Origin of the sequence: Altericroceibacterium indicum (genome assembly GCF_009828105.1) — a bacterium.
In the GTDB taxonomy this organism is placed as follows: Bacteria; Pseudomonadota; Alphaproteobacteria; order Sphingomonadales; family Sphingomonadaceae; genus Altericroceibacterium; species Altericroceibacterium indicum.
On sequence record NZ_WTYQ01000001.1, the window covers coordinates 230,994 to 254,771 of the forward strand.

Sequence of the window (23,778 nt, forward strand, 5' to 3'; positions counted from 1 at the left end):
GCATGGTGTAAAAGAGGACCTGTTGTGTAAGCCATGCCAGGCTTTGTCAAAACAAGTGGCAGGGTAGGGCAACTTGCCCAATCTGCCGTAAAGTCATGAATTTCCGGCTCTCAATTCATTCGCCAGCATACGGAATTCTTCCTCGCGTGGGGAGTTCTTGCGCCAGATCAGTGCGATTTCGCGGCTGCTGTGGGCTGACTTTAAGGGGCGCGCAACAACATCGGTTCCGCTCAGAATACCAGCATCAATCGCCATCTTGGGAAGCATGGTCAGGCCAAGGCCGTTGTCCACCATCTGTACCAGCGTGTGCAGGCTGGTGCCGATCATCGTGGCGCTACCGCGTAGTTCCGGGCGGTTGCAGGCGGCCAGCGCATGTTCTTTCAGGCAATGCCCATCTTCAAGCAGCAACAGACGCCCTTCGTCGATCATTGCAGGAGGGACGCGGTCAGGCGGATCGCGTGGATCATCTTTCGGGAAGGCGATGAACAATTCGTCCTGAAGGATGGTTTCTTTTTCCACATCGCCGGTCGCGAAGGGAAGGGCCAGCAACACGCAATCCGCCCGCCCATGGTGAAGAGATTCGACCGCATGTTGGCTGATTTCTTCACGCAGGAAGAGCTTCAACTGCGGGCGATCTTTGCGCAGGCGTGGCAAAATACGCGGTAGCATGAAAGGCGCAATCGTAGGGATCACGCTCATCCGCAATTCGCCGGAGAGCGGCTTGCCAGCGGATTGCACCAGATCGGACAGTTCTTCCGCTTCACGCAGCAGGCGGTGTGCTTTGGCGACCACCGCATTGCCCAGCGGAGTGAAACGCACGACCCGGCGGCTGCGTTCAACCAGCGTGACACCCAACAAGGATTCCAACTCGCGAATCCCGGCTGAAAGCGTGGATTGCGAGACAAAACACGCTTCTGCCGCGCGGCCAAAATGCCCATGCTCTTGCAGCGTCACAAGATATTGCAGCTGCTTGATCGTGGGCAGATAGGTGCTCATTCCTTTTCAGTCTCCGCATCAGCACCCTCGGCTTCTGTGATGCCCGAGGCCTCAGCCTTAACGTCATCGATGTGACTCATTTTGAGGCGGCCGTTCTCGACGGCAAAGGCAAGTTTTCCTTCAACCAGATCGAGCGCTTCCTTACCGAAGACTTCATAGCGCCACCCTTCGAGGATTGGCAGATCGCGACTGCCCGAAGCTAGTGCTTCCAATTCATCCGAACGGGTCAGCAGGCGCGAGGCAATATCAATATCACGGCAGCGAATCTTGAGCAGCAGTTTCAGGAGGTCAGCGACCAACGCGCCTTCCTTGCCCAGCGGTGCACCGCGCTTGGGCTTGTCGGGCATTTCGCTTTTGGGCAGCGGTTCTGCTTCTTCGAGCACCCGCATCAGGCGCTTGCCGATGTCATTTTCCCGCCATGCCTGAGAAAGTCCACGCACTTTGGCGAGGTCTGCCTGCTTCTTGGGGGGATGGCCTGCGAGATCAGCCAATGTTTCATCACGCATGATTCGGCCACGCGGAATGTTCTTGTCCTGCGCTTCCATTTCACGCCATGCCGCGAGGGCTTTTAACCGGCCGAGCACCTGTGCATTGCGTGAAGGGGCACGAACTTTTTTCCATACCTGGCTGTAATCATTGCGATAATGGTCAGGATCAGCGAGCTTTTCCATCTCGGCATTGAGCCAGCTTCCACGGCCTGTCTTGATGAGCTTTTTCAAGATACGCGGGAAAATCTCAGCCAGATCGGTGACATCGCCAATCGCATATTCGATTTGCCGTTCGGTCAGCGGGCGGCGGCTCCAGTCGGTGAAGCGCGCGCCTTTGTCGATCACCTTGCCGAGCCAGCTTTCGACCAGATTGGCATAGCCGATCTGTTCAGACTGGCTGATTGCCATAGTAGCAATTTGCGTGTCGAAAATGGGATGCGGAGTCTTGCCGGTGAGGTTGAAGATGATTTCCACATCCTGTCCACCAGCATGGAAGACTTTCAGCACATCTTCATTTTCTGTCAGCAATTCCAGAAGCGGGGAAAGATCGATTCCTTCGGCCAGTGGATCAATGGCAGCAGCCTCTTCCTGATTCCCGACCTGCACAAGGCAGAGCAGGGGCCAGTAAGTGTTTTCCCGCATGAATTCAGTATCCACGCAGATAAAATCCGAGGTGGCAAGCCGGTCACACAGAGCAGCAAGTTCATCGGTTGTGGTAATTAGCGGGTGTATAATCATTCGTTTTTTTCGTATCGACCTATTCGTGTCGTCATGGCACGGCCTTGACAATTAGGCGGCGTTACCGTGTTAGCGCGCGTTTTCTTAAATGTCTCATAGCTTCCCGAATGGAAAGAGTCTCGATGCACGCTTACCGTACCCACAATTGCGCCGCACTCCGTAAGGAAAATGTAGGCGACACTATCCGTCTTTCCGGATGGGTGCACCGCAAGCGAGATCATGGCGGTGTGCTTTTCGTTGATTTGCGCGATCATCATGGCCTGACTCAGATCGTTGCGGATGAAGATTCGCCCGCGCTCGAAATTCTAGACCGGCTGCGCGTTGAAAGCGTTGTCACCATTGATGGTGAAGTGAAGGCGCGTAGCGAAGGCACGATCAATGCCAACCTGCCGACCGGTGAGATTGAAGTGTATGCCCGCGCTATCACTGTTCAGTCGGCTGCGGCAGAATTGCCAATGCCGGTGGCAGGCGAGCAGGAATATCCTGAAGATATCCGCCTGAAGTATCGCTTCCTCGATTTGCGCCGTGAAACCATGCATCGCAACATCATGTTGCGCAGTCAGGTGATTGCCAGCCTGCGCAAGAAGATGGTGGAACAGGGCTTCACGGAATTCCAGACGCCTATCCTGACAGCGTCCAGCCCCGAAGGTGCGCGCGATTTCCTCGTGCCGAGTCGCCTTCAGGCTGGCAAGTTCTACGCGCTTCCACAGGCGCCGCAGATGTTCAAGCAGATGATGATGGTGGCGGGTTTTGACCGTTACTTCCAGATTGCACCATGCTTCCGCGATGAAGATCTGCGCGCTGATCGCAGTCTTGAGTTCTACCAGCTCGATTTTGAAATGAGCTTTGTGACGCAGGAAGATGTGTTCCAGGCGCTTGAACCCGTTTTGGCTGGAACATTCGCTGAATTTTCTGGCGGCAAAACCGTGACACCCGCCGGTGAATTTCCTCGGATTCCTTATCGCGAAGCCATGCTGAAATATGGCAGTGACAAGCCTGACCTGCGCAATCCGCTGATCATTACCGATGTGACCAATCACTTCGAGAAATCCGGCTTTGGCCTGTTTGAAAAGATCGTGGGTTCAGGCGGTGTGGTCCGCGTGATCCCGGCTCCGAACACGGCGGATAAGAGCCGCAAATTCTTCGATGACATGAACAATTGGGCGCGTGGCGAAGGTTTCGCCGGCCTTGGTTATGTCACTCGCAAGGGCGGTGAATTTGGCGGTCCGATTGCCAAGAATCATGGAGCCGACAAGATGGCGGCGCTCTATGAAGAGCTGGGCCTTGGTGATGATGACGGTCTGTTCTTTGCCGCTGGCAAGGAAAGTGAAGCGGCTAAGCTCGCCGGCGCTGCGCGTACCCGTGTTGGTCAGGAACTGGATCTGATTGAACAGGGTTGCTTCAAATTCTGCTGGATCGTCGATTTCCCGATGTTCGAATATGACGAAGAGCTGAAAAAGATCGATTTCAGCCACAATCCATTCTCCATGCCGCAGGGGGAAATGGATGCGCTGGAAAATCAGGACCCGCTCGATATTCTTGCATGGCAGTATGATATCGTCTGCAACGGCTATGAATTGTCCTCAGGGGCCATCCGTAACCACCGCCCGGATATCATGTATAAGGCGTTTGAAATTGCCGGTTATGGCAAGGAAGACGTGGATGCCAATTTCTCTGGCATGATCGAAGCCTTCAAGCTTGGCGCACCGCCGCATGGTGGCTCAGCGCCAGGGATTGACCGGATTGTGATGCTGCTGGCGGATGAACCCAATATCCGCGAAGTCATCGCTTTCCCGATGAATCAGCGCGGTGAAGATCTGATGATGGGCGCACCTTCTGTCGTCAGTCCCAAGCAATTGCGCGAACTTCACCTGCGTGTGGTGGAGCCGCCCAAGGCTACACAGGCCGAAAAAACCCGTACGGACCAGATTGGCGAGTAAGGCGTTATGGTTTCAGACTGGCAAGTTCTGTTTAGTATAGCACTTGCCAGTTTGCCGACCATTGATTAGGGCGAAAGCCAATTAGCTAAACCCCAAGTTCGAGAGTGAAAAAATGAGCGATACCGCTGAACGCGTTAAGAAGATTGTTGTCGAGCATCTCGGTGTAGAAGCTGACAAGGTAACTCCTGATGCAAGCTTCATTGATGATCTGGGTGCAGACAGCCTCGACATCGTTGAACTGGTGATGGCATTCGAAGAAGAATTCGGTGTCGAAATCCCTGACGATGCGGCTGAAAAGATCGCAACCGTTGGCGATGCGATCAAGTACATCGAAGAACACAAGGGCTAAGGCCCAAACGCCCCGCCACGACTGTTTGCGCCGCCAGCGCTGAGTGGGCGGGGCAGGGCTATGAGAGGCTCAGCCATCGTGGCTGGGCCTTTCGTAATTTCGGAGAGTGAATATGCGCCGTGTGGTCGTAACCGGACTGGGCCTCGTAACGCCGCTGGGCGGCGATGTGGAAACGAGCTGGAAAAACCTGATTGCTGGTAAAAGCGGGGCTGGCCCGATTACCCGATTCGATGCCTCGGATCAGAAGTGTCAGATCGCCTGCGAAGTGAAGCCAGCGGACCATGAATATGGTTTCGATCCGAACAAGCGGGTGGACACGAAAGTCCAGCGTCAGGTCGATCCGTTCATCATTTATGGTATCGATGCTGCCGGGCAAGCGCTGGAAGATGCCGGCCTTACCGATATGCCCGAAGAGATGAAGCTGCGCGCTGGTTGCTCGATCGGTTCAGGTATTGGCGGCCTGCCGGGTATCGAAAAAGAATCCATCGTTCTGCATGAACGCGGCCCAAGCCGTGTCAGCCCGCACTTTGTCCATGGCCGTCTGATCAATCTGATCTCCGGTCAGGTTTCCATCAAATATGGTCTGATGGGGCCGAATCATGCTGTGGTGACGGCATGTTCAACCGGCGCGCATTCGATTGGCGATGCTGCCCGGATGATTAAGGATGATGACGCTGACATCATGCTGGCTGGCGGTGCAGAAGGCACTATCAACCCGCTGGGCGTGGCTGGGTTCGCCCAAGCCCGCGCGCTGAACACATCCTTCAATGATCGTCCCGAACAGGCCAGCCGCCCTTATGACAAGGACCGCGATGGTTTTGTTATGGGTGAAGGTGCCGGTGTTGTGGTGCTCGAAGAATATGAACACGCCAAGGCGCGCGGCGCAACGATCTATGCTGAAGTGGTAGGCTATGGTCTGTCCGGCGATGCCTATCACGTCACAGCTCCGCACCCTGATGGCTATGGCGCTTATCGCGCGATGGAAATGGCCTTCAAAAAGGCCGGAATGACTCCTGCCGATATCGATTACGTAAACGCGCATGGCACGTCGACCATGGCTGACACGATCGAGCTGGGAGCAGTTCGCCGCCTGTTTGGTGATGCTATCAGCACCATGTCGATGAGCTCCACTAAGTCTGCCATAGGTCACCTTCTGGGTGGGGCAGGTGCCGTTGAGGCTATCTTCTGTATCCTTGCAATGCGTGATCAGATCGTTCCGCCGACCCTTAATCTGGATACTCCGGATGAAGGTACAGAAGGTGTTGACCTTGTGCCGCACAAGGCAAAGGAACGTACTGTTAATGCGGTGCTGAACAATAGCTTCGGCTTTGGCGGTACAAATGCCAGCATCATTATGAAAAAACTGGACTAAAATCCTATGCTGCGTCGCGGTTGCTCGCTGGTCGTTATTCTCGGCCTCATCTGTGCGGCAGCCGCGGCGCTGTTTGGCTCTAGCTGGTGGGGTTCTGCCAATCTGGAGAAAGATACACCCTTTCTTGTCGCTTCCGGATCGAGCCTTACGGCGGTCGCCAACAAGCTGGAAGAACAGGGCATCATCAATTCGGCTGATGGGTTTCTGACCCATGCCAGGTTTCTGGCCAGTAAGGACCCCATTCAGGCTGGCGAGTTTATGTTACCCGCAGGTGCTAGTCCTGCGAATATTCTCGATATATTTCAACACGGTGAGGTCATTCGCCGCTTTGTGACTATCCCGGAAGGCATGCCTTCCATCATGGTTTATGAACGACTGATGGGCGAAAAACTGCTCACCGGTAAGATCGACGTTCCAGCGGAAGGCTCAGTGCTGCCGGAAAGCTATGATTTCGAACGCGGTGAATCGCGCGCTGATGTTTTGAAGCGTATGCAACAGGCGATGACAGAGACTGTCCGCGAACTCTGGGCAAAACGCAGCAAGAATACGGTTGCCAAAACCCCGCAGGAAGCTGTCACCTTGGCGTCTATCGTTGAAAAAGAGACTGGCGTTCCGAAAGAGCGCCGGATGGTGGCCGGGCTTTACTCCAATCGGATAAGGCAAGGCATGATGCTGCAGGCTGACCCGACAATTATCTATCCGATCACCAAGGGCAAGCCTCTGGGCCGGCGTATCCGCCAGTCTGAAATCGCCGCTGTGAACGATTACAACACCTATTCGATGGTTGGGCTGCCCAGGGGGCCGATTACCAATCCAGGGCGCGCTTCGATTGCGGCGGTGCTCAATCCAGCGCAAACGCAGGCGCTGTACATGGTGGCCGATGGCTCAGGCGGGCATGTTTTTGCCAACACGCTGGAAGAGCATAATCGCAACGTGGCAAAGTGGTTCGAATTGCGGCGCCAGCGCGGCGAGATGTAACGCTGGAGCACCTTTCGAGCACTGGAAAAGAGTGAGGCACTGCCATGGCAATGACTGGCCCAGCACCGTTCATTATTACTGCTCAATTGCCGCCAGATATACACTCCTGGGCTACAGGCCTGCGGCGGGAGCATTTTCCGCCTGAGCGCAACCATCTTGATGCCCATGTGACGCTCTTCCACATTTTGCCACCAAGCGCCGAAACAGAAATCCGCGATGCTCTGGCATATTGTGCAAAGACCTATCGGAAGCCTGAAGCACAGGTGGAGGATATCATGTCTTTGGGTAAAGGTACGGCGTTCAAAGTTTTCAGCCATGACATGCAGGTGATTCGCGCAGAATTAGCCGATCGCTTTCATGGGCTGTTGACCGATCAGGATGCGCACACCCCACGTCTGCACATCACCATCCAGAACAAGGTCACTTTAAAAGAAGCGCGCGCACTCCAAGCGGAGCTTCAAAGCACCTTTATCCAACGCAATTTCGCCTTTCTGGGCCTTAGTTTGCACATCTATCGTGGAGGACCGTGGGAGTTTGTAAAAAGTTGGTCTTTTCGAGGTTGACCAAACCCAAACACCAACGTAATGCCCCGCCTCACCAGCGCACAAGCGCAGGCCTACAGTGTGGCGGAGTAGCTCAGCCGGTTAGAGCAGCGGAATCATAATCCGCGTGTCGGGGGTTCGAGTCCCTCCTCCGCTACCATTTCGCGAATCATCTCAAACCTCGCAAAATGGCGGTTTTCCGCCGCATTGAGGTGTTGGAGATGATCGCAATCGTCCTCATGCATGCGTCTTGCGTTGGACAGACCTGGTCAGCTTTCGACCGGTTTGGACGCCTGTTGTGCTATGATTTGTGCTATTGTTTCCTCGCCTCGTGTTGATCGAGGTAGCCATGGGAAAAGCTCAGAATTTCAATCCTTCGAGCCTTGATATGCTCCGTTCGGGCAGGCGTTCTGATCCGTTGGTGGCCGGGCTTTGTGTGATTGTCAGCGCCACTGGTAAGAAGACCTGGACGTATCGGAGGCGCATCGCGAAGTCGGGGGTGATCGTGCAGCTCACGCTTGGCACCTATCCAGCTAACACTATTCCGGATGCGCGCGAGTGGGCCACCGGGTTGAATGCCGCTGTAGAGCGAGGGGAAGATCCCCGAGTTGCCATGCGAATCGAGGAGGCAAGGAAGACCCTGACGGTCGCGAAAGCTCATGCGATCTATATGGAAGCGATGAGGCGTGGTGATCGAAAGGTACTCAAGCCCCGCACGCTCTACGACATGTTTTGGCAATATCCGACGGAGCGTGCCGCTGTTCAATGTCCGGGATGTTGGACGAACCGGAACGTCTCCTTTCAGAAGCGCCGACTGGGATAGCGGACGTCCCGGACGGCAAACCGGAGCGTCAGCTTCGCGCCCCAGAGTCAGTCGTTCGAACGCCCGAAACTGATCCTTGAAGCTGCCTTTCATTTCGGACGTTGCGCCCGCGGTGCGACCTGGCTCACGCGGCGGTGGCGACTGGGGCTTTTTTCACGGGTGCGCGGTCCAGCGATTTGACCAGTCCCCGCCCGCGCGGCATTTAATATCCGCTGATGATCGGCGTAACTACGATTATCTATAATGAGTCGGGCAGTAATGGGATCGAGACGACCGAATGGCCAAGCCGAAGAAGGCCAAATTGAAGCTCATGCTGTCTTCGACAGTCTACGGGATGGAAGATCGCCTCGACCAGATCCATGGACTGCTGACCGGGTTCGGTTATCAGGTGTGGAGTTCGCATAAGGGCAGCCTGCCGGTCGTGCCGGGGTTGAGTGCGTTCGATACCTGTCTTGCAGCGGTCGATGCCTGCGACCTCTTCTTCGGCATTATCCGCCCGCAATACGGTTCCGGGGTCGAAGAGGCCGGAGGAAACTCGATCACCCACCGCGAGCTTTCGCGCGCGATCGAGCTAGACAAGCCGCGGTTCTTCTTGGCCGACGCGATCGTAGTCAATGCACGACGTCTTCTGATGGACCTCGGACACAAGGGATCCGCGGGACGTGCCAAACTCAAGCTTGGAAAGGGCGCGAAGCTGATCGACGACCTCAGAGTGATCGATATGTACGAAGAAGCAATCCAGGATGCGGTTCCGATCACGGATAGGACCAACAACTGGGTGCAGACCTACGGGGACAGGGACGACATTCTGCGGTATGTCGAAGAACAGTTTAATCGGTACGAGGACTTGGAAGAGCTGGTGATGAGGCCCTCTCCCGCTACCGAGGGAGACGCCGAGGCATGAAGCAAAAGACACTTCTGGCGCGCTTTCGCAAAGGCGAAGATTCCTCGAATGAGTTTGTCGCCCGGGCAGCATCAGTCGAAGCGATCGGAAAAACCGCAACCGCCTTTCTCAACACGTCGGGCGGAACAATCTATGTCGGCGTCGGCGATGACGGCACTCTTCACGGTGTCGGGGAACCGGTCGAGCGGACCGTCGAGACAATTGAGCGCATGCTCAGCGAGCGCCTTTCGCCCTCTTCCTTTGTGACGGTTACTATCGAAGACATCGGCGACGATCCGATCATCGTCATCGATGTGCCCGCGGGTCACGATCGTCCTTATGTCTTTGACGGAGCAATCTTCATCCGCTCGGGTGCCCGGACGAAGCCCGCGGATAGCGCTATGGTCCGCAAACTCGTTCAGGCTCAGGTCGAGGCTCCGCAACGGTGGGAGCGGCGGATCTCTCCGTCGATGACCGACGAGGATCTCGACATTGATGAGGTTCTCGCGACGGCGCGTGCTGCGCAGGAGCAGGACGCGGGTTTCGTCGAGACAAGGGAACCCCATGAAATACTGCGCAGGCTTTCTTTGTGGCGGAGCGAAGGATTCACGCAGGGCGGAGACGTCCTGTTCTCGCATGACCCCTCCATTCGGCACCCGCAGTGCCGCGTCCAGTTTGTGGTCTTCGAGGACGATAAGGCGGGTGACGAATATCATAACCTCAAATGGCTGACGGGGCCGTTGCTGGACGTCGCCGATCAGGTCTCGCGCGAACTAGAGAGTATCAATGCGTCGCGGGTCTTATTTTCTGAAGAGAGCCTCAAACGCGATCAGCGTAAGCGCTACGCACCGCGCGCTCTGCGCGAGGCTCTTGTCAATGCGCTCGTTCACCGGGATTATTCGGCCTACTCCGGAGGAGCCCGGATAGCGGTCTACCCTTCGCGCATCGAATTTTGGAACTCAGGCAGCCTTCCCGACGAGCTCAGCACCTCGGACTTGAAGCGCGAGCATCCCTCGGTTCCGGTCAATCCCGACATCGCGAAGGTCTTCTATTTGAGGGGGCAGATGGAGCAACTCGGCCGCGGCACCCTGAAGATCATGAGAGCCTGCGAAGAGATCGGAGCGCGCAAGCCCGTCTGGAAGGACAGCAAATCCGGTGTCACATTGACGATTTACGCGGCCGACAAGCTGCCTCTTGAGGCCTCCGAGTTCAATGAGCGTCAGGCCGCTTATCTTGAAGCGACGCAGCCGGGCTCCGCAATCTCCCCTGCCGATTATGCAGCGACCTTTGCCCAAGGTCTGACACCTCGTTCGGTCAGACGGGACCTTGTCGATTTGGAGGACCGCGGCTTTGTGCGACGCGAAGGAGGCGGCCCTTCCACCGTCTACATTCGCTTGGACACGTAAACCGGACATATGCGGACATTAAAGGGGGCGTGCAATGTCCGGTTCGAATGCCAGGATTGACGGAATTCCGACGTTCTCTTTGAACAATGCGGACATTTCGTTGTAAATGCGGACATTGCAATCCATTGCACCATGTCCGCATTTCAAGCAAAACCGCAGAATTCCGTTGGTTGCAAAACCGCAATGCGGACATCGTATGCGGAACCGGCCATCCGACCTTTTGCCCACAACGAGAGCAAAGATGTCTGAAACGCGTATATGCGGGCACCCGCGTTGCGCTATCACTGGTTCTCCGCCAGCGGTATTATTCGCCTCGCGTCGAGTGCAGATCGGATCACGGGGCTTGATAACATTGGCCCAGCTTAGGCCCGAGCTGCTCACGCAAAAACATTCTTGATCCGATCGCCCACGGCATAGCGCAGGAAGGGCGCCAACTCGGCGCTTGGCGCGACGTCCGCGCCTATGACGCCGAAGACTTGGCGCAATGGCTCGAACGCTCCGCCAACACTCAGATCTGGTTCTCCGCAGAGATCGGACGTCCTACCGAGGACGTGCTTGTCTTGCCCGAATGCTGGCGGCGCTGGTCCGAATCGACCGCGCCGAAACTCTCGCCTCTGCTATTCGAAGAAGCAATCAAGGACCGCCGCCAATCGCTGGTCAACTGGATCGAGGGCGCGGGCGAGCACCCTTTCGTCGTCGTCGCCGATTCACCCGACGAAGCGCTCGCCTTTCTCGCCCTCGCTTTGCGCGAAACAGACGGTAAGGCTGGGCTGCTGCACGACCGCGCGATCCTTGCGACCAGTCCCGAGGCGCTTGCGCGCATTGCTGCCGCGTCTCACGAAGCGATCCTCCTCGTCGCCGACCGTGAAACTGAACTCGCCGCCGCCAGTCTCACGCGCCGCCATAAGGTCATCGTCACCCACTCAAGCGTAAGCCCGCAGGCGCAAGAGATCAGGCAAGCAGCCACTCGCAAAATGATGCCAGCTTGCAAAGCTAGCGCCATATGCAGTGCGCAAATGGTCGCGTTGACGCCTGCCTTGGAGCTTTCGGCAAGCAGAGCCTTTGAGTTGCGAAAACTTGGTGGCTTGAGCGCCAAACAATTGACGAGCTTACTTGCCTTGCCGCTTAGCTTACGTGCGTTTTGCGATACCTGATTGAACTACAACGGCATGGGCCGGTTCGCCTATGTGAACGATTGGCGGGTAATGACAAACTGCTAAAGGCATCGCGAATGACTGCTACGTTGGCGCGGCCAGCCGGCAGCAACGTACTACATCGCCGTCGGGTGAGAGAAGTAATCGTCATACCCACCATCTTGCTTTCACAATGCTAGAGGCGGCATCCACGGCGGCTATGCTTCAAAGTCAGGACGTGGCGCCGCAACATCTACAAGTACCACACCGTCTAGACCAGGGTGCGCAGCCCGAAGTTTTTCACGCGTTGTGGCGGATGATTCGTCTAACTCCCGAGTGTCGATATCCGAGAAGAAGGCAAGATAATCCGGCGGCTCGCCGTCGGGCCGCTCTGGCGGCCGAGGAATGTCCAAATAGCGATCACCAAGAACCTCGCGCGAGAGTTGCCCGAGCGATCGAAGAATGGTGAAGCGAACTATGTGACATTAGGGCCATGGGGACGCAGTTTGGCGCAGACCAGCCAGGAATGGCTTTTCGCATCTCCTCGCATAGACGGTCCGCACCTGTTCGGGTGGTTCAAGGCCCGGGACAGGGTTCACAGCCGGATGGAGCGGTTTGCCGGGATGGAAGTGCCCCGGTGGCATTTCCATGACCTGCGTCGCACGTTTCGATCACATGCCCGACGAATTGGTATCGATCGGGATATCGCAGAATTGATGCTCAACCATAAACGCAAAGGTCTTGAGGGCATCTACGACAGGAACATGGAGTTCGGACTGAGAGCAAAAGGGTTTGCCGCTTGGGAGGAATTTTTGGTTGCCATCGCACTTAAGGCAGGGGTGGCGTCTGAACTAGACGCACCTCTTTGAGGAAGCGGCCAGCTCGCCACACGAATTGGGAGGTGGCCGTCCGTTCTTTCCTGTCGGGCGCGCATTTTCAACAGCGACCCGCTGATTAAGATTCCAAGATAAATATTTTAAATCAGGTATTTGAATGCATTCGTTCATATTATTTCTTATCACGAACTCCCAGTAAATCCTATGTTTGCACAATGGGGCACAACACAAAAGTGGTCACATGTTGTTGACAATATTGAAGAGGCGTTCGTCTAATTCGCCTTTGTGATCGAGGTCTACGTCAGCCATATCCTGTGCTGACTGGTCAACAGATGAATACGCCCGAGTTTTCTATACTCATCACGTGCTGCCGTTCGAACTCTACGGCCGACAGCATCCCGTTTCGAACATGCTTGCGTATTGGGTTATAGAACATCTCGATGTAATCGAGCACATCCTGCCTGACCTCGTCGCGTGAGCGATAACTCCGTTGCCGGATGCGTTCGCACTTGAGAGGTTTGAACAAGCTCTCGACCATTGCCCCTTCGATGGGCTCAGGGCAGTATGGGGAGCGTCCAGTCGGCCACGGTCAGGTCTTCGGCCGTAGCCCCGTCCCAATCTGCACGCTCAAGCTGGTCGAGCGCCGCGCACATGCCGAGAAAATCGGCGATGGTTTCATCAGGATGCGCGATGGCTTCCTGACGCATCACGGCAAGTGACCCTGTGGCGCCTACCCATCCGGAGGCCGGGCGCAGGTGGCCGGCGATCAGGCGCAGAAGCGTGCTTTTGCCGGTGCCGTTGCGTCCCACGAGGCCGGTGCGCTCGGGGCCGAAGGTCAGGCTGAGATCGGAGAAAAGCGGTGTGCCGTCAGACGTGAGCCAGGACAGGCAGGAAAGAGAAACGGATGCAGGCATGGGACAGGACTTCTCGCAGCGAAACCAGAGGGGTGAAGGCGGCGATCATCAGGTCCATTTCGAGAACATCTCCTGCGCTGCAATGGCTGTTAGTTTAGGGACACCTGCACGCTGCTTCAAGAATGGCCTGAACGTCCGCTTTAGTTGTCATGAGACGTCCCTTTATCGAGCCTATCACCCGCACCCGACCATCGCGGGTGTTCTGCCAGCCAAGGCGGAGGGAGGGGCGCCGCGCGGGCGCCCCTCCGATCAGTCCGCCGGCCAGCGCAGGACGAATGGCTGGCACCCGCCCACTATGCCGCCGTTGTGGCGGATGGTCTGGCCCGGCTCCAGTTCGAAGCTGGGGATGCGCGCGAACCACTCTTCGAGCAGCACCTTCATCTCCATGCGGGCGAGGAACTGGCCGGGGCAGGTATGGTTGCCGTTGCCGAAGACCATGTGATTGCGGACCTTGCGGTCGAGATCGAAGGCCATCGGGTTGTCGTTGATCGCGTCGTTGAGCGCATAAAGCTCGGTCGGCGCGATCACCATGTCCCCCTTGCGCAGGGTCACGCCGTCGACCTCGGTATCGGCCACCAGCTCGCGTGCGGACGACACCAGCGGCATGCGGCGCAGGCATTCGTTGATCGCCGCGTGATGGCAGGTGGGATCGGTGGCGATGCGGGCCTGTATCTCCGGCGCCTGAGCCAGTGTGCTCATGGTGAAGCTCATGAAGTTCACCACCGTATCGAGGCCGCCGACCAGAACTTGGCTGGCGAGACGCGCCGCTTCGTCCTCCGTCATCGGGCGATCGTTGACCTTGCTCTGCGTGATATGGGTCAGCAGGTCTTCCCGACTGGAATTGCGCCGTTCATCGAGGATCGGCTTGAGATAGGCCTTGAACGAGGCGGTCGCCTCGGCCGGCGTCATGCTGCCATCGGGCCGGGTGAACTGGTCCGCCAGATGCTTCAGCCTCGGCAGGTGCTCGACCGGCAGATCGACCAGCTCCATGAACACCCGCAAGGGCAGCTGCTCGGCGAACTCGTGGACGAACTCGCAGCGACCATTGGCGACAAACCCCTCGATCAGTTCCGCAGTGAGCTTGCGGACCTTCGGTTCGAGCGGTTTGATGGCCGAACCATACAGCTTGTCGTTCAGAACCTTGCGATAGGGCCGGTGGACCGGGGGATCGAGCGACAGGGGCAAGAGGTCGCCATAGGCTTCCCCCGCCGTCGACTTGGGCACCAGCACGACACGGCTCGAAAAGCGCGACGCATCGGAAAAGACCTCGCCGATCAGCTCGGGTGAAAGCGCGATCCAGTGCCCTTCGTTGTGCGGGGTCCAGACGATCGCATGCTGCGTGGAATCGCGCAGCTGGACCCAGGCCTTGTGCAGATCGTGCTGTCCGTCGAACGGGTTGTAGATATCGAAATCCACGACCCGGTCGTCAGGCAGGCCTTCCGGCCTTGTGGCTGTTGCCGGTGGAGCAAGCGTTGTGTCGGTCATGGCGTCACTCCGCTGCTGCGAATGCATCGACCGGAAGGTTGGGCACAACCTCCCGGGCAAGCCGCGTCATCGATTCTTCCCACGGGGTGGGATTGTCGATGTAGTCGTAGCTGTAGGTGAGCAGGGTGCCGAAGCCGCCGCCGAGCTGGTCGACCCAGCTTTCGAACTTCTCGCGCACGGTTTCCACCGAGCCGACGATCCAGAAGTGGTCGGCGAGGAATTCGGGCGTCACATCGGACACGGAATAGTCGGTGCCCTCCGTCATCGCTTCGGCCAGCCCGAAGGCGTGATAGGTGGGGAGCAGATATTCCCGCCATGCGCGGCCCATGCCACCTTCGAGCGCCAGCTTGCGCGCTTCGGCATCGGTGTCGGCGATGAACACATCGCGCACCACGCGGTGCATCGTGCGGTCGCCGTGACGACCGGCCTCGGCAGCGGCTTCGCGATAGACCCGGAAGTGATCGATCAGCGCCGAATTGCTCGAATAGACCGATGCGGGCGAATAGCCGTGCGCCCCCGCATAGCGGATCGAGGGCGAATTGGGGCTGAGGCCGGTCATGGCCATGGGCATGGTGCCGCCCCAGGGCTTCTGGTCGCGAATGGGGTGCGCCGCATCGCCTTCGGGCAGCGATGCGCTCCAGAACTCGCCCTGATAGTCGAACGGCTCGCCCTTCCAGATCATCTCCATGATCTTGACCGATTCCTGCATCATCAGGTGATTTTTCTTCATGTCGGTGAGGCCGCGCAGCTTGGCGTCGGTGGGGTAGGCACCGGGCGCGACGCCCATCTGGTAGCGCCCCTTGAGGATATGGCTCAGCCAGGCGGCCTGCGTCGCAAGGGTAGCGGGGTGGTAGTAGGGGAGCAGATGGGCGAGCGGGCCGAGCTTGATGCGTTCGGTGACGCGGGCAGCGGCTGCGATCACCAGTTCGGGGCTGGGGATGGCTTCCCAGTTGAGGGTGGCGTGCTCGCCGACCCAGTACTCCGAATAGCCCGCCTTGTCAGCCACTACGGCCTGGTTGACGGCCCAGTCGAACACCTGCTCCGGCGTGCGCTCGGGCGGCAGGAACGGCGTCTGAAACACTCCAACTTCCATAACATCCTCCATTCTTACGATCTTATTAGCACAGGTGTGATATTTATGGCTGGTCGAGTCAACATGCTTGCGCGAATATCGGCTGAAAATTGGCGAATAATATCACAGGTGTTATATTGCTTGACGCGGGTTTCGATGTCAGGCAGGTCGCCAGCATGTCTTCCAAACGGCTCAAAGGACCGGATACCGAGCCCCAGCCGGCGACTCGCGAACGCTTGATTCTCGAAGCCGAGCGCCTGTTCGGGGAAAGAGGGATCGACGGGGTCACCATGCGCATGATCTGCGAGGCGGCGGGTCAGAAGTTTGCCGGCTCGGTGCAGTATCACTTCGGCGATCTCGAAGGCCTTCTCTACGCCGTGTTCGAGTATCGGGAAGAGCGACTCCAGCCGCAGCGGCGGGCCATTCTGGACGAGGCCAGGACGCACGGGCTTACGGGCGATCTGCGCCAGCTGCTCAGGGCCGTGTTCGAGCCCAATTATCGCATGTTCGCCGATGAGGGGCATATCTCGTACATGCGCTGCCACGCGGCCTATCTGACAACGCACCGGCCGCGCGGGGTGGAGCATCCGGTCGACCGGGCAAGCCCGACCACCGTCGCCCTGCGCGAGGCGATGGACCTTCTCGACCGGCGGCTGGCGGTGCTCGGGCCAAGCCTGCCCACGCGCAGGCTGGAGTGCGTGGGGACCATGTTCCTGCTCGGGATGGTCGAATATGCCGCCGATCCGTCGCGCTATGCCATGTCGGTGGAGCGCTGGTACGAGGAGCTACTCGACATGATGGTTCAGGCCATCAGCGTCTTGCCGCGCGTTACCGGCGACGCGCAAGCGTGACCCCGGCGTGACCGGCCAGATCAGTCCCTGGCGAACAGCGGCGGAATGACGAGCAGCTCCTCGCCGGTCGAACCGGGATCGAGATAGTCGCCCAGTTCGCGAATCTGCGCCTCGTGCGATGCGAGGTCTTCGGGGCTGTGATCGGGGTTGAAATAGCCTTCGCCGACCACGAAGCCGACCCGTGCCACCTTGCCCGAGGAACTGGAGAAGATTTCGCCGTTGAGCCCGGTGCTGCGATGGGCAAGCCACAGCACGGTCGGGGCGACGATGGAGGGTGGCCCCATCGGCACCTTGCCTTGCGCGATATCCTCGCGCCAGTCGTCGCCCTCGGAGGCTTTGCCGCCGAAGAAGGCATCGCGGTTCATGCGCGTGACGGCCATCGGCGCCACCGCGTTGACCGTGATGCCGGTGCCGATTGCATCCTGCGCCGCGCATTTGGTGAAGCCGGCCACAGCCAGCTTGGCCGCGCCATAGGCACCCAGTGCGGCATTCCCGGCAAAGCCCGCGTTCGAGGTGGTGTTGACGATCCGGCCATAGCCGCTTTCGAGCATATGCGGCCAGGCGGCGGCGCACATGTGGAAGGTGCCGTCGAGCGTGACCGATTGCATCGCTCGCCAGTCGGTCTCGGCAATGTCGGGCACGGCGGCAAAATTGATGATGCCGGCGTTGTTGATCAGGACCGTGAGCTTGCCGAACTGCGCAAGGGCGGCAGCGACCACCGCCTGAGCGCCCGCGCGCTCGGCCACCGAATGGGTGTTGGCGATGGCCTTGCCCCCGGCAGCCTCGATTTCGCTGACGACGCTTGCCGCCACGGCCGCCTCGATATCGTTGACGACCACGCTTGCTCCGCGCGTGGCGAAGGCGAGCGCATATTCACGCCCGAGCCCCTGACCTGCTCCGGTGACGATCACCACTTCGTCATCAAACCGCATTGTCATACCCGCCACTCCTTCGAGGCCAGCTCCGGTTAGCCGGGGATTTCGAACAGACCCGCCGAGCCCATCCCGCCCGCGACGCACATCGACACCACGGCGTAGCGAACGCCACGCCTGCGTGCTTCGAGCAGAATGCTGCCCGTCAGGCGCGCGCCGGTCATACCGAAGGGGTGGCCCAGCGCGATTGCGCCGCCGTTAACGTTGATCTTCTCGGGATCGATACCGAGCTTGTCGCGGCAGTAGAGGTACTGGCTGGCGAAGGCCTCGTTGATCTCCCACAGGCCGATATCTTCCACCTTCAGGCCCGCTCGATCGAGCAGCCTGGGAATGGCGAAGACCGGTCCGATGCCCATTTCCTCCGGCGGGCAGCCGGCGGACTGGAAGCCGCGGAAGATGCCGAGAATCTCCTTGCCCTCGGCTTCGGCCATGCTCCGCTCCATCAGGATCTGCGCGGCCGCGCCATCGGACAACTGGCTGGCATTGCCGGCCGTCACGTGCTGGCCCTCCTTGACGATCTGCCCGTCCTTCCACACCGGCTTCAATCCGGCGAGCTTCTCTGCCGTCGTATCGGCGCGGATGCCTTCGTCGCTGGAGAGGATGACTTCTTCGCGCCCGGTCACGCTGCCATCCTTGGCGATGATATTCCTGGTGACGGTTATTGGCGTGATTTCTTCACCCAGCCGTCCTGCGTCGGTGGCGGCGGCGGCGCGCTGGTGGCTGATGGCCGCAATGGCATCCTGCTGCTCGCGGCTGATGCCGTACTTGTCCGCCACGATCTCGGCGGTTTCGATCATGGCCATGTAGGCATGCGGTTGCCGGTCGAGCACGGCCTTGGGCTGGGCCCGGTAGGTGGGCGTATGCTGGTTGCGGGTATGGGTAATGCTTTCGGCGCCGCCCGTCAGCGCCACGTCCATGTCATTGGCCATGATGCCGCGCGCCGCGAAGGCGAGGGTGGTCAGCCCCGAGCCGCATTTGCGGTCGAGCGTCGTGCCGGGCAGCGAGATCGGCAGTCCGGCCGCGAAAATGGCCGTACGCGCAAGGTTGCTGCCCTGCGTGCCGAATTGCGTGCCGACCCCGATGAGAACATCGTCGATCCGCTTCGGGTCGATTCCGGCCCGCTCGATGGCGGCCTTCATGACATGGCCGGTGAATTCGGGGGCATCGGTGTCGTTGAGGGCGCCCTTGAACGCGCGTGCGACGCCCGTGCGGGCAGTTGAGACGATTGCGGCTTCACGCATGGCAGGCCTTTCCGGAATGCTGTTTCAAAAATGGGATGAGGAGATCGCAAAATGCATCGCGCATCTGGTGATGGAGCAAGTGCGAGCCGCCCGGCATGATCTCCAGCTGAACGTCGCGCATCAGGCCGAGCAGGTCTGGGCCGGGGGCCGGACGCTTGGCGCTGTCGCCGTAAACGAGCAGGGTGGGGCAGGCGGTCGCCGCCAGCACATCGCGCAGATCGTCGCCGCGCTGGTCTTCGGGCGGGCGGCCGCGCACGAGGGGATCGAACTTCCACGCATAGCCGCCATCGGGAGCCTCGCGCAGCCCATAGATCGCAAGGCGCTTGACGGTTTCCGCATCGAGCTCCGGGTGATTGCGGGCGAGGCGCTGACGGGCTTCGTCGGCATCTGCAAACCGGGTCGGCTCGGTCGCGCGCTTGTTGCGCCGCCGTTCGATCCAGTCTCGCAGCCGCAGCGGGTAGGGGCGGTGCGCGGCCATTTCGTCGCGCTGGATCGGCAGGGTTACGCACTCTATCCCCACCATTGCGGCAATGCATTCGGGAAAGGCCGCAGCAAGCCGCAAGCCCAGAGCGCCGCCAAGCGAATGGCCCACCAGTACAACCTGTTCCAGCTCCATCGCCGCGATCACGTCGGCAAGGTCGAGGACATGGGCGCCGAGGGTATAGCCGTCCGGGCTCGCCCATTGGCTGTCGCCATGGCCGCGCAAGTCGGGCGCGATGACGAAATGGGTCTGGGCCAGCCTTGCCGCGATCCAGTCCCAGCTACGATTGTGATCCCACAGGCCATGCACCAGCAGCACCGGCGGCGCTGCCTCGTCCCCCCAGGTGGTGACATGCAGGCGGAGTTCGCCCGGCTGGATGAAGCGGCTTGCGGGGCGCATCATTGCAGCACGAGCCTGTCGCGCAAGGCCCGCCGCAGGATCTTGCCCGTCGGCCCCTTGGGCAGTTCGTCGAGCAGATGGATCGCGGCGGGCTGCTTGTAGTGCGCCAGCTCCGCCTTGCAGAATTGCGTGAGTTCGCCGGTGTCGACATGCCCGCCGGTTGTGGCGGCGACGAAGGCCACCGGGACTTCGCCGAGGTCTTCGTCTTCGGCGGCGATCACCGCAGCTTCCGCGACGTTCCGGCAGCGGTAGAGCACTTCCTCGATCTCGACCGGGTAGATGTTCTGCCCGCCGCGAATGATGACATCCTTCTTGCGGTCGACAATGAAGGCAAAACCATCGGCATCGAGGTAGCCGATATCGCCGGTGTGCAGCCATCCGTCGCGCAAGGCGGTGGCGGTGTCGTCAGGCGCATCGTGGTAGCCCTGCATCACGTTCGGCCCTCGCACGACGATCTCGCCCGCGACCCCGGCCGGGCAGTCCTGCCCATGGTCATCGCGGATGGCGAGATCCATCCCGTCCAGCACGCGGCCAATCGTGCGGCCGTGCCGCAGGTTTCCGTCTGGTCCGAGTTCGACCCTGGTCAGGGTCACCAGCGCTGTCGCTTCGGTCAGGCCGTAGCCGGTCAGGACTTCGACGTTCGGCGCCTTGTCGAGGATGCGCGCGAGCAGCGGTCCGGGCACGGGCGCGCCGCCGGTCATGATGCGGCGCAGCGAGCGCAGCGCGCCGCCCGCGGCATCGGGATGGTCGAAGATCCGTTGCAGCATCGTGGGGACGGCGGGCACGAAGGTACAGGAATGTCGCGCAATCGCCGCGATGACCTGTTCCACCTTGAAACGCGGCAGCAGGATCATCGTCGCTCCGGTGGCCAGCATGGCGTTGATGCCCTGATTGAGGCCGAAGGTGTTGTAGAGCGGCAGCGCGCACAGGATCGTGTCCTCGCGCGTCAGGCCGAGCCAGCCGGGCGTGGCATCGTAATTCGCTGCGAGGTTCGCCGCAGTGAGCATCACGCCCTTCGCCTTGCCGGTGGTCGCGCTGGTGAGCAGGAGCATGGCCGGGTCGCTCGGCAGGACTTCGGCCGGTTGCGCCGGGGCATGCAGTTTGGTCAGCGCCTGGATGACCTCGTCGTCAATCGAGAACAGGCGGCAGTCGAGCTGATCGACCGCGGGCGCAATCGGTGTGCCCAGCACATCGTCGGTGACAAGGAACTGCAGATCGCAGCAGCCGATTGCGTGGACGATCTCGCCGGTGCGGTACATCACGTTCAACGGGGTGACGACCGCTCCCAGAGCAAACAGGGCCTGCTGAACCACGACGAAGTCGGGCGACGAATCGAGGTAGACGCCGACCCTCGACCGCTTGCCGATGCCAAGGTTGGCGAGGGCCGCCGCCATCGACGTGACGCGTGCGGCAAGATCGCCGAACGTCAGGCTTTCCCCCTCGAAGACAATCGCGGTCTTGTCGGGCATTTCCTCAGCCCGACGGAAGAGGTGGGCGGCGCGATTAGGCATTGGCGCAAGCCGGTGTGGTCACGTCGCCGAGGCCGTATATTCGCCGCGCCGAGCCGAGGAACAGGTCCGCCTTCTCCGCCGGGCTGTATTGCTGCGCGAGGCGCTTGAAGGCGTTCCAGAGCGTGCGATAGGAATACATCGCCTTGTCGACCGGGAAGTTGCTCTCGAACATGCAACGGTGCGACCCGAAGAGCTCGATGCAGGTTTCGACATAGGGCCGCCATGCCGCGGCGAGTGTTTCCGAACCGGGCGGGGCCGGATCGAGATGCCATTGCGCGCCGCCGATGATCATGCCGAAGCCGCCGATTTTCACGGACACGTTGGGGCACTGCGCCAGCTCGTGCATGTCCTTTGCCCAGGCCTTGCGCACCTCCTCCTCACGCCCGCGATAAGGGCCGACGCCGATGATCGCGCCGACGTGATCGAGCACGATCTGCAAGTCGGGCAGGGCGCGGGCCATGGCCGCAACTTCGGGCAATTGCTGGTGATAGAGCATCGCATCGTAGACAAGTCCGCGCTGCGCCAGCCGGGCAAGGCCCTTGCGATAGGCGGCGTCGCCCAGCAATCCGGCCGGGCCGGGGCGCAAGACGATGCCCTCGGGAAAGTTCTCGTCGCGCGACACGCTGTGGCGAATGCCGACCAGCGCCGCGCCCGCCACGGCCCGGTGCGCGTCCAGAATCTCGTCTACCGCTTCGCCCAGGCACAGGTCGGCCTTGGCCACGATGCCTTCGGCTACAAGCGAAGCGTGTCCGTCTTGTCTGGCCCTGCCACGCATGGCCATGACCTTCTCGGTTTCACCGACCGGCGCGAGGCGTGCCGGGCCGTCCTTGCGATAACCGTAGTGGGCCTCGACGCAGACGGTAGCGACGATCTTGTGCCCGTCGTCGAGGTCTTCGCCGAAGGCATCGAGCAGGTAGGGCTCCTCGTGCTGCTCCCAGAGGTGATGATGGGCATCGATGATGGGCAGATCGGGCTCGACCACGCCCTCGCGCATGCGCCGCAACCACGCCGGGTCGGGCGGCGGATAACGGTATTGGCCGGTCACATCGAGGCCCAAGATCACAAATCCCTCTCCCGATATTCATTCGGGTTTTTCTAAGCTAAATCTGCCCGCACAGCAATCGTGAGCAGCCGCTATCCCAGTTATATGCCGGTGTTATACAGCAAAATTCGGCCAATCAACCAAAACCGAAAAAACGTCGAAAAAAACTTGACCGGACAATCGGGCACCCATAACAAGCTGAACGAGCCGGCAGCGGTGCTGGAGGGCTTGCCCGCCAACCCGATTGCCGAGGCTGACATATGAGAGGAGTGCTCGATGGCGCTTGGGAAGGTGGCAGTCGTCGCGACTGCGCAAACCGAGCTGCGGCCCTTATGGGGTGAGGCGCAGCATATAGATCTGATTTCCGCAGTGGTGACCTCGGTCTTCAAGGGGTCCGGTTTCTCGATCGACGATGTCGACTTCGTGATCGACTCCGGCAGCGATGTCCTTGATGGCCGGTCGATCTCGAACTGCGGTTTCCTCGGTGCGCTTGGCGCGCATCGCAAGGAAGAGGCGCGGGTCGAGGCGGACGGCATCTGGGCGCTGCAATATGGCGTGAACAAGATCCGCTCCGGCGCCTCGTCGGTCGGGCTGATCGTGGCCTATTCGAAGCCTTCGGAGTCGCTGGTGGAGAACTACTGGGCCTCGCAGGTCGAGCCGTTCTACCAGCGTCCGGTCGGTTTCTCGCAGCGCGCGGCGGCGGGCATTCAGGCTCAGCGCTATCTGGCCGATCGCGGCTGTTCGGAGCGCGATCTTGCCGAACTGGCAGCGCGCCGGTGGGCCGATGCGAAGGCGCATGCCAGTGTGCAGATTGGCGATGTGCCCGACGCCGAGGCCATTCTCGCCTCCAGCGAAAGCGCCTTGCCGCTGACCGAACTGATGATGGCGCGCCCGGTCGATGGGGCGGTTGCCATGCTGATCGTCGATGAGCCCTCCGCCCGGCGCGCGGGCAACAACCCGGTCTTCATCACCGGCATGGGCAGCGGCACCGATTGTCACGCCTATGCCGATCGTGACCCGCTCAAGCTGGCCTCGCTCGAAGGCGCTGCCGCCATGGCGGCAAGGGCTGCCGGATGGTCTGCCAAGGAGGCCGATGTGGTCGAGCTGTCGGCGCATTCGGTCGTGGGCGAGATGCTGGCGATGGATGTGCTGGGCCTCGATGAGGGCAAGGCGGCGATCAATCGTTCGGGCGGGGCATTGCCTGCCGACCCGATCATGGCGACCGGCCTGTGCCGGGCGGCAGAAGCGGTTCGGCAGTTACGCGAACCGCAGCTCTACGGTGGCGGCGCTCCGTCGCGTGCCGTGGTGCATGGCGCGCAGGGCGTGGGCATGCAGAACAATTGTGTCATGACGCTCGAGGTGTAAG

The 23,778-nt window shown here is 59.9% G+C and carries 23 protein-coding genes, 1 tRNA gene and 1 pseudogene; 14 read left to right on the forward strand and 11 right to left on the reverse strand.

The genetic code is table 11. From position 1 onward, the window contains the following. Positions 1-93: 93 nt before the first annotated feature. Positions 94-996: a hydrogen peroxide-inducible genes activator gene (locus GRI39_RS01165; RefSeq protein ID WP_160737870.1), complete on the reverse strand. Its 903-nt coding sequence runs from the start codon at positions 994-996 to the stop codon at positions 94-96. After that, positions 993-2,222, reverse strand: a complete 1,230-nt coding sequence (rnd, locus tag GRI39_RS01170; protein WP_160737871.1) for a ribonuclease D — start codon at positions 2,220-2,222, stop codon at positions 993-995. The genes GRI39_RS01165 and rnd overlap by 4 nt, the downstream gene beginning before the upstream one ends. Positions 2,223-2,344: 122 nt before the next feature. Between rnd and aspS the strand changes: the two genes are divergently transcribed. The 11 genes from aspS to GRI39_RS01225 all read left to right on the forward strand — a co-directional run bounded on the left by aspS (position 2,345) and on the right by GRI39_RS01225 (position 12,517). Then, positions 2,345-4,162: an aspartate--tRNA ligase gene (gene aspS, locus GRI39_RS01175; RefSeq protein ID WP_160737872.1), complete on the forward strand. Its 1,818-nt coding sequence runs from the start codon at positions 2,345-2,347 to the stop codon at positions 4,160-4,162. A 112-nt stretch (positions 4,163-4,274) separates the two neighbouring features. Beyond that, entirely contained in the window at positions 4,275-4,511 is a 237-nt protein-coding gene (locus tag GRI39_RS01180) for an acyl carrier protein (RefSeq protein ID WP_120324409.1), read from the forward strand. A gap of 112 nt (positions 4,512-4,623) precedes the next feature. Beyond that, a complete protein-coding gene (fabF, locus tag GRI39_RS01185; RefSeq protein ID WP_160737873.1) occupies positions 4,624-5,883 on the forward strand; it encodes a beta-ketoacyl-ACP synthase II in 1,260 nt (419 codons plus the stop codon). A 6-nt stretch (positions 5,884-5,889) separates the two neighbouring features. Next, positions 5,890-6,861, forward strand: a complete 972-nt coding sequence (gene mltG / locus GRI39_RS01190; protein WP_160737874.1) for an endolytic transglycosylase MltG — start codon at positions 5,890-5,892, stop codon at positions 6,859-6,861. A 44-nt stretch (positions 6,862-6,905) separates the two neighbouring features. Continuing rightward, positions 6,906-7,424: a 2'-5' RNA ligase family protein gene (locus GRI39_RS01195; protein ID WP_246204811.1), complete on the forward strand. Its 519-nt coding sequence runs from the start codon at positions 6,906-6,908 to the stop codon at positions 7,422-7,424. A 62-nt stretch (positions 7,425-7,486) separates the two neighbouring features. Further along, positions 7,487-7,563, forward strand: a tRNA-Met gene (locus GRI39_RS01200). A 189-nt stretch (positions 7,564-7,752) separates the two neighbouring features. Further along, on the forward strand, positions 7,753-8,226 hold the full coding sequence (locus GRI39_RS01205) for an Arm DNA-binding domain-containing protein (RefSeq protein WP_160737875.1): 474 nt from the start codon (positions 7,753-7,755) through the stop codon (positions 8,224-8,226). Positions 8,227-8,503: 277 nt separating this feature from the next. Continuing rightward, on the forward strand, positions 8,504-9,130 hold the full coding sequence (locus GRI39_RS01210) for a DUF4062 domain-containing protein (RefSeq protein WP_211371385.1): 627 nt from the start codon (positions 8,504-8,506) through the stop codon (positions 9,128-9,130). Next, on the forward strand, positions 9,127-10,515 hold the full coding sequence (locus tag GRI39_RS01215; protein WP_160737876.1) for an RNA-binding domain-containing protein: 1,389 nt from the start codon (positions 9,127-9,129) through the stop codon (positions 10,513-10,515). The genes GRI39_RS01210 and GRI39_RS01215 overlap by 4 nt, the downstream gene beginning before the upstream one ends. A 476-nt stretch (positions 10,516-10,991) precedes the next feature. Further along, complete coding sequence (locus tag GRI39_RS01220) at positions 10,992-11,669, forward strand: hypothetical protein (protein WP_160737877.1); 678 nt, start codon at positions 10,992-10,994, stop codon at positions 11,667-11,669. A gap of 485 nt (positions 11,670-12,154) precedes the next feature. Then, positions 12,155-12,517 carry a site-specific integrase gene (locus GRI39_RS01225; protein WP_160737878.1) on the forward strand — a complete coding sequence of 121 codons (363 nt, stop codon included), beginning with the start codon at positions 12,155-12,157 and terminating at the stop codon, positions 12,515-12,517. A gap of 292 nt (positions 12,518-12,809) precedes the next feature. Here GRI39_RS01225 and GRI39_RS14420 read toward each other — a convergent pair. From GRI39_RS14420 to GRI39_RS01245, 4 genes and pseudogenes are all read right to left on the reverse strand, one after another. Then, positions 12,810-13,031 (reverse strand): annotated as a pseudogene (locus GRI39_RS14420) (IS3 family transposase); the annotation flags it as partial. 7 nt (positions 13,032-13,038) lie between these two features. Continuing rightward, positions 13,039-13,398: an ATP-binding cassette domain-containing protein gene (locus GRI39_RS01235; protein WP_160737879.1), complete on the reverse strand. Its 360-nt coding sequence runs from the start codon at positions 13,396-13,398 to the stop codon at positions 13,039-13,041. 249 nt (positions 13,399-13,647) lie between these two features. Next, on the reverse strand, positions 13,648-14,883 hold the full coding sequence (locus GRI39_RS01240) for a cytochrome P450 (RefSeq protein ID WP_160737880.1): 1,236 nt from the start codon (positions 14,881-14,883) through the stop codon (positions 13,648-13,650). A 4-nt stretch (positions 14,884-14,887) separates the two neighbouring features. Further along, positions 14,888-15,964 carry an LLM class flavin-dependent oxidoreductase gene (locus GRI39_RS01245; RefSeq protein ID WP_343033267.1) on the reverse strand — a complete coding sequence of 359 codons (1,077 nt, stop codon included), beginning with the start codon at positions 15,962-15,964 and terminating at the stop codon, positions 14,888-14,890. A gap of 101 nt (positions 15,965-16,065) precedes the next feature. On the opposite strand from GRI39_RS01245, the gene GRI39_RS01250 reads away from it, so the two are divergent. Then, the gene (locus GRI39_RS01250) at positions 16,066-16,806 is read left to right on the forward strand and encodes a TetR/AcrR family transcriptional regulator (RefSeq protein WP_211371387.1); all 741 of its coding nucleotides are present in this window, start codon (positions 16,066-16,068) and stop codon (positions 16,804-16,806) included. Between the two features lie 20 nt (positions 16,807-16,826). On the opposite strand, the gene GRI39_RS01255 is transcribed toward GRI39_RS01250, so the two are convergent. Genes GRI39_RS01255 through GRI39_RS01275 form a run of 5 tightly spaced genes read right to left on the reverse strand, consistent with a single transcriptional unit; the run spans position 16,827 to position 22,427 of the window. Then, on the reverse strand, positions 16,827-17,744 hold the full coding sequence (locus GRI39_RS01255) for an SDR family NAD(P)-dependent oxidoreductase (protein ID WP_160737882.1): 918 nt from the start codon (positions 17,742-17,744) through the stop codon (positions 16,827-16,829). A 29-nt stretch (positions 17,745-17,773) separates the two neighbouring features. Further along, the gene (locus GRI39_RS01260) at positions 17,774-18,979 is read right to left on the reverse strand and encodes a thiolase family protein (protein WP_160737883.1); all 1,206 of its coding nucleotides are present in this window, start codon (positions 18,977-18,979) and stop codon (positions 17,774-17,776) included. Beyond that, positions 18,972-19,862: an alpha/beta fold hydrolase gene (locus tag GRI39_RS01265; protein WP_160737884.1), complete on the reverse strand. Its 891-nt coding sequence runs from the start codon at positions 19,860-19,862 to the stop codon at positions 18,972-18,974. Before GRI39_RS01265 ends, GRI39_RS01260 begins: the two co-directional genes overlap by 8 nt. Beyond that, positions 19,859-21,370, reverse strand: coding sequence for a class I adenylate-forming enzyme family protein (locus GRI39_RS01270; protein WP_160737885.1), 1,512 nt, complete (start codon positions 21,368-21,370; stop codon positions 19,859-19,861). Before GRI39_RS01270 ends, GRI39_RS01265 begins: the two co-directional genes overlap by 4 nt. Further along, complete coding sequence (locus tag GRI39_RS01275) at positions 21,363-22,427, reverse strand: amidohydrolase family protein (protein WP_160737886.1); 1,065 nt, start codon at positions 22,425-22,427, stop codon at positions 21,363-21,365. Before GRI39_RS01275 ends, GRI39_RS01270 begins: the two co-directional genes overlap by 8 nt. Before the next feature lie 66 nt (positions 22,428-22,493). Between GRI39_RS01275 and GRI39_RS01280 the strand changes: the two genes are divergently transcribed. Further along, positions 22,494-22,676, forward strand: a complete 183-nt coding sequence (locus GRI39_RS01280) for a hypothetical protein (protein WP_160737887.1) — start codon at positions 22,494-22,496, stop codon at positions 22,674-22,676. Positions 22,677-22,688: 12 nt separating this feature from the next. Further along, positions 22,689-23,777: a 3-ketoacyl-CoA thiolase gene (locus GRI39_RS01285; RefSeq protein WP_160737888.1), complete on the forward strand. Its 1,089-nt coding sequence runs from the start codon at positions 22,689-22,691 to the stop codon at positions 23,775-23,777. The last annotated feature ends 1 nt before the right edge of the window (position 23,778 follow it).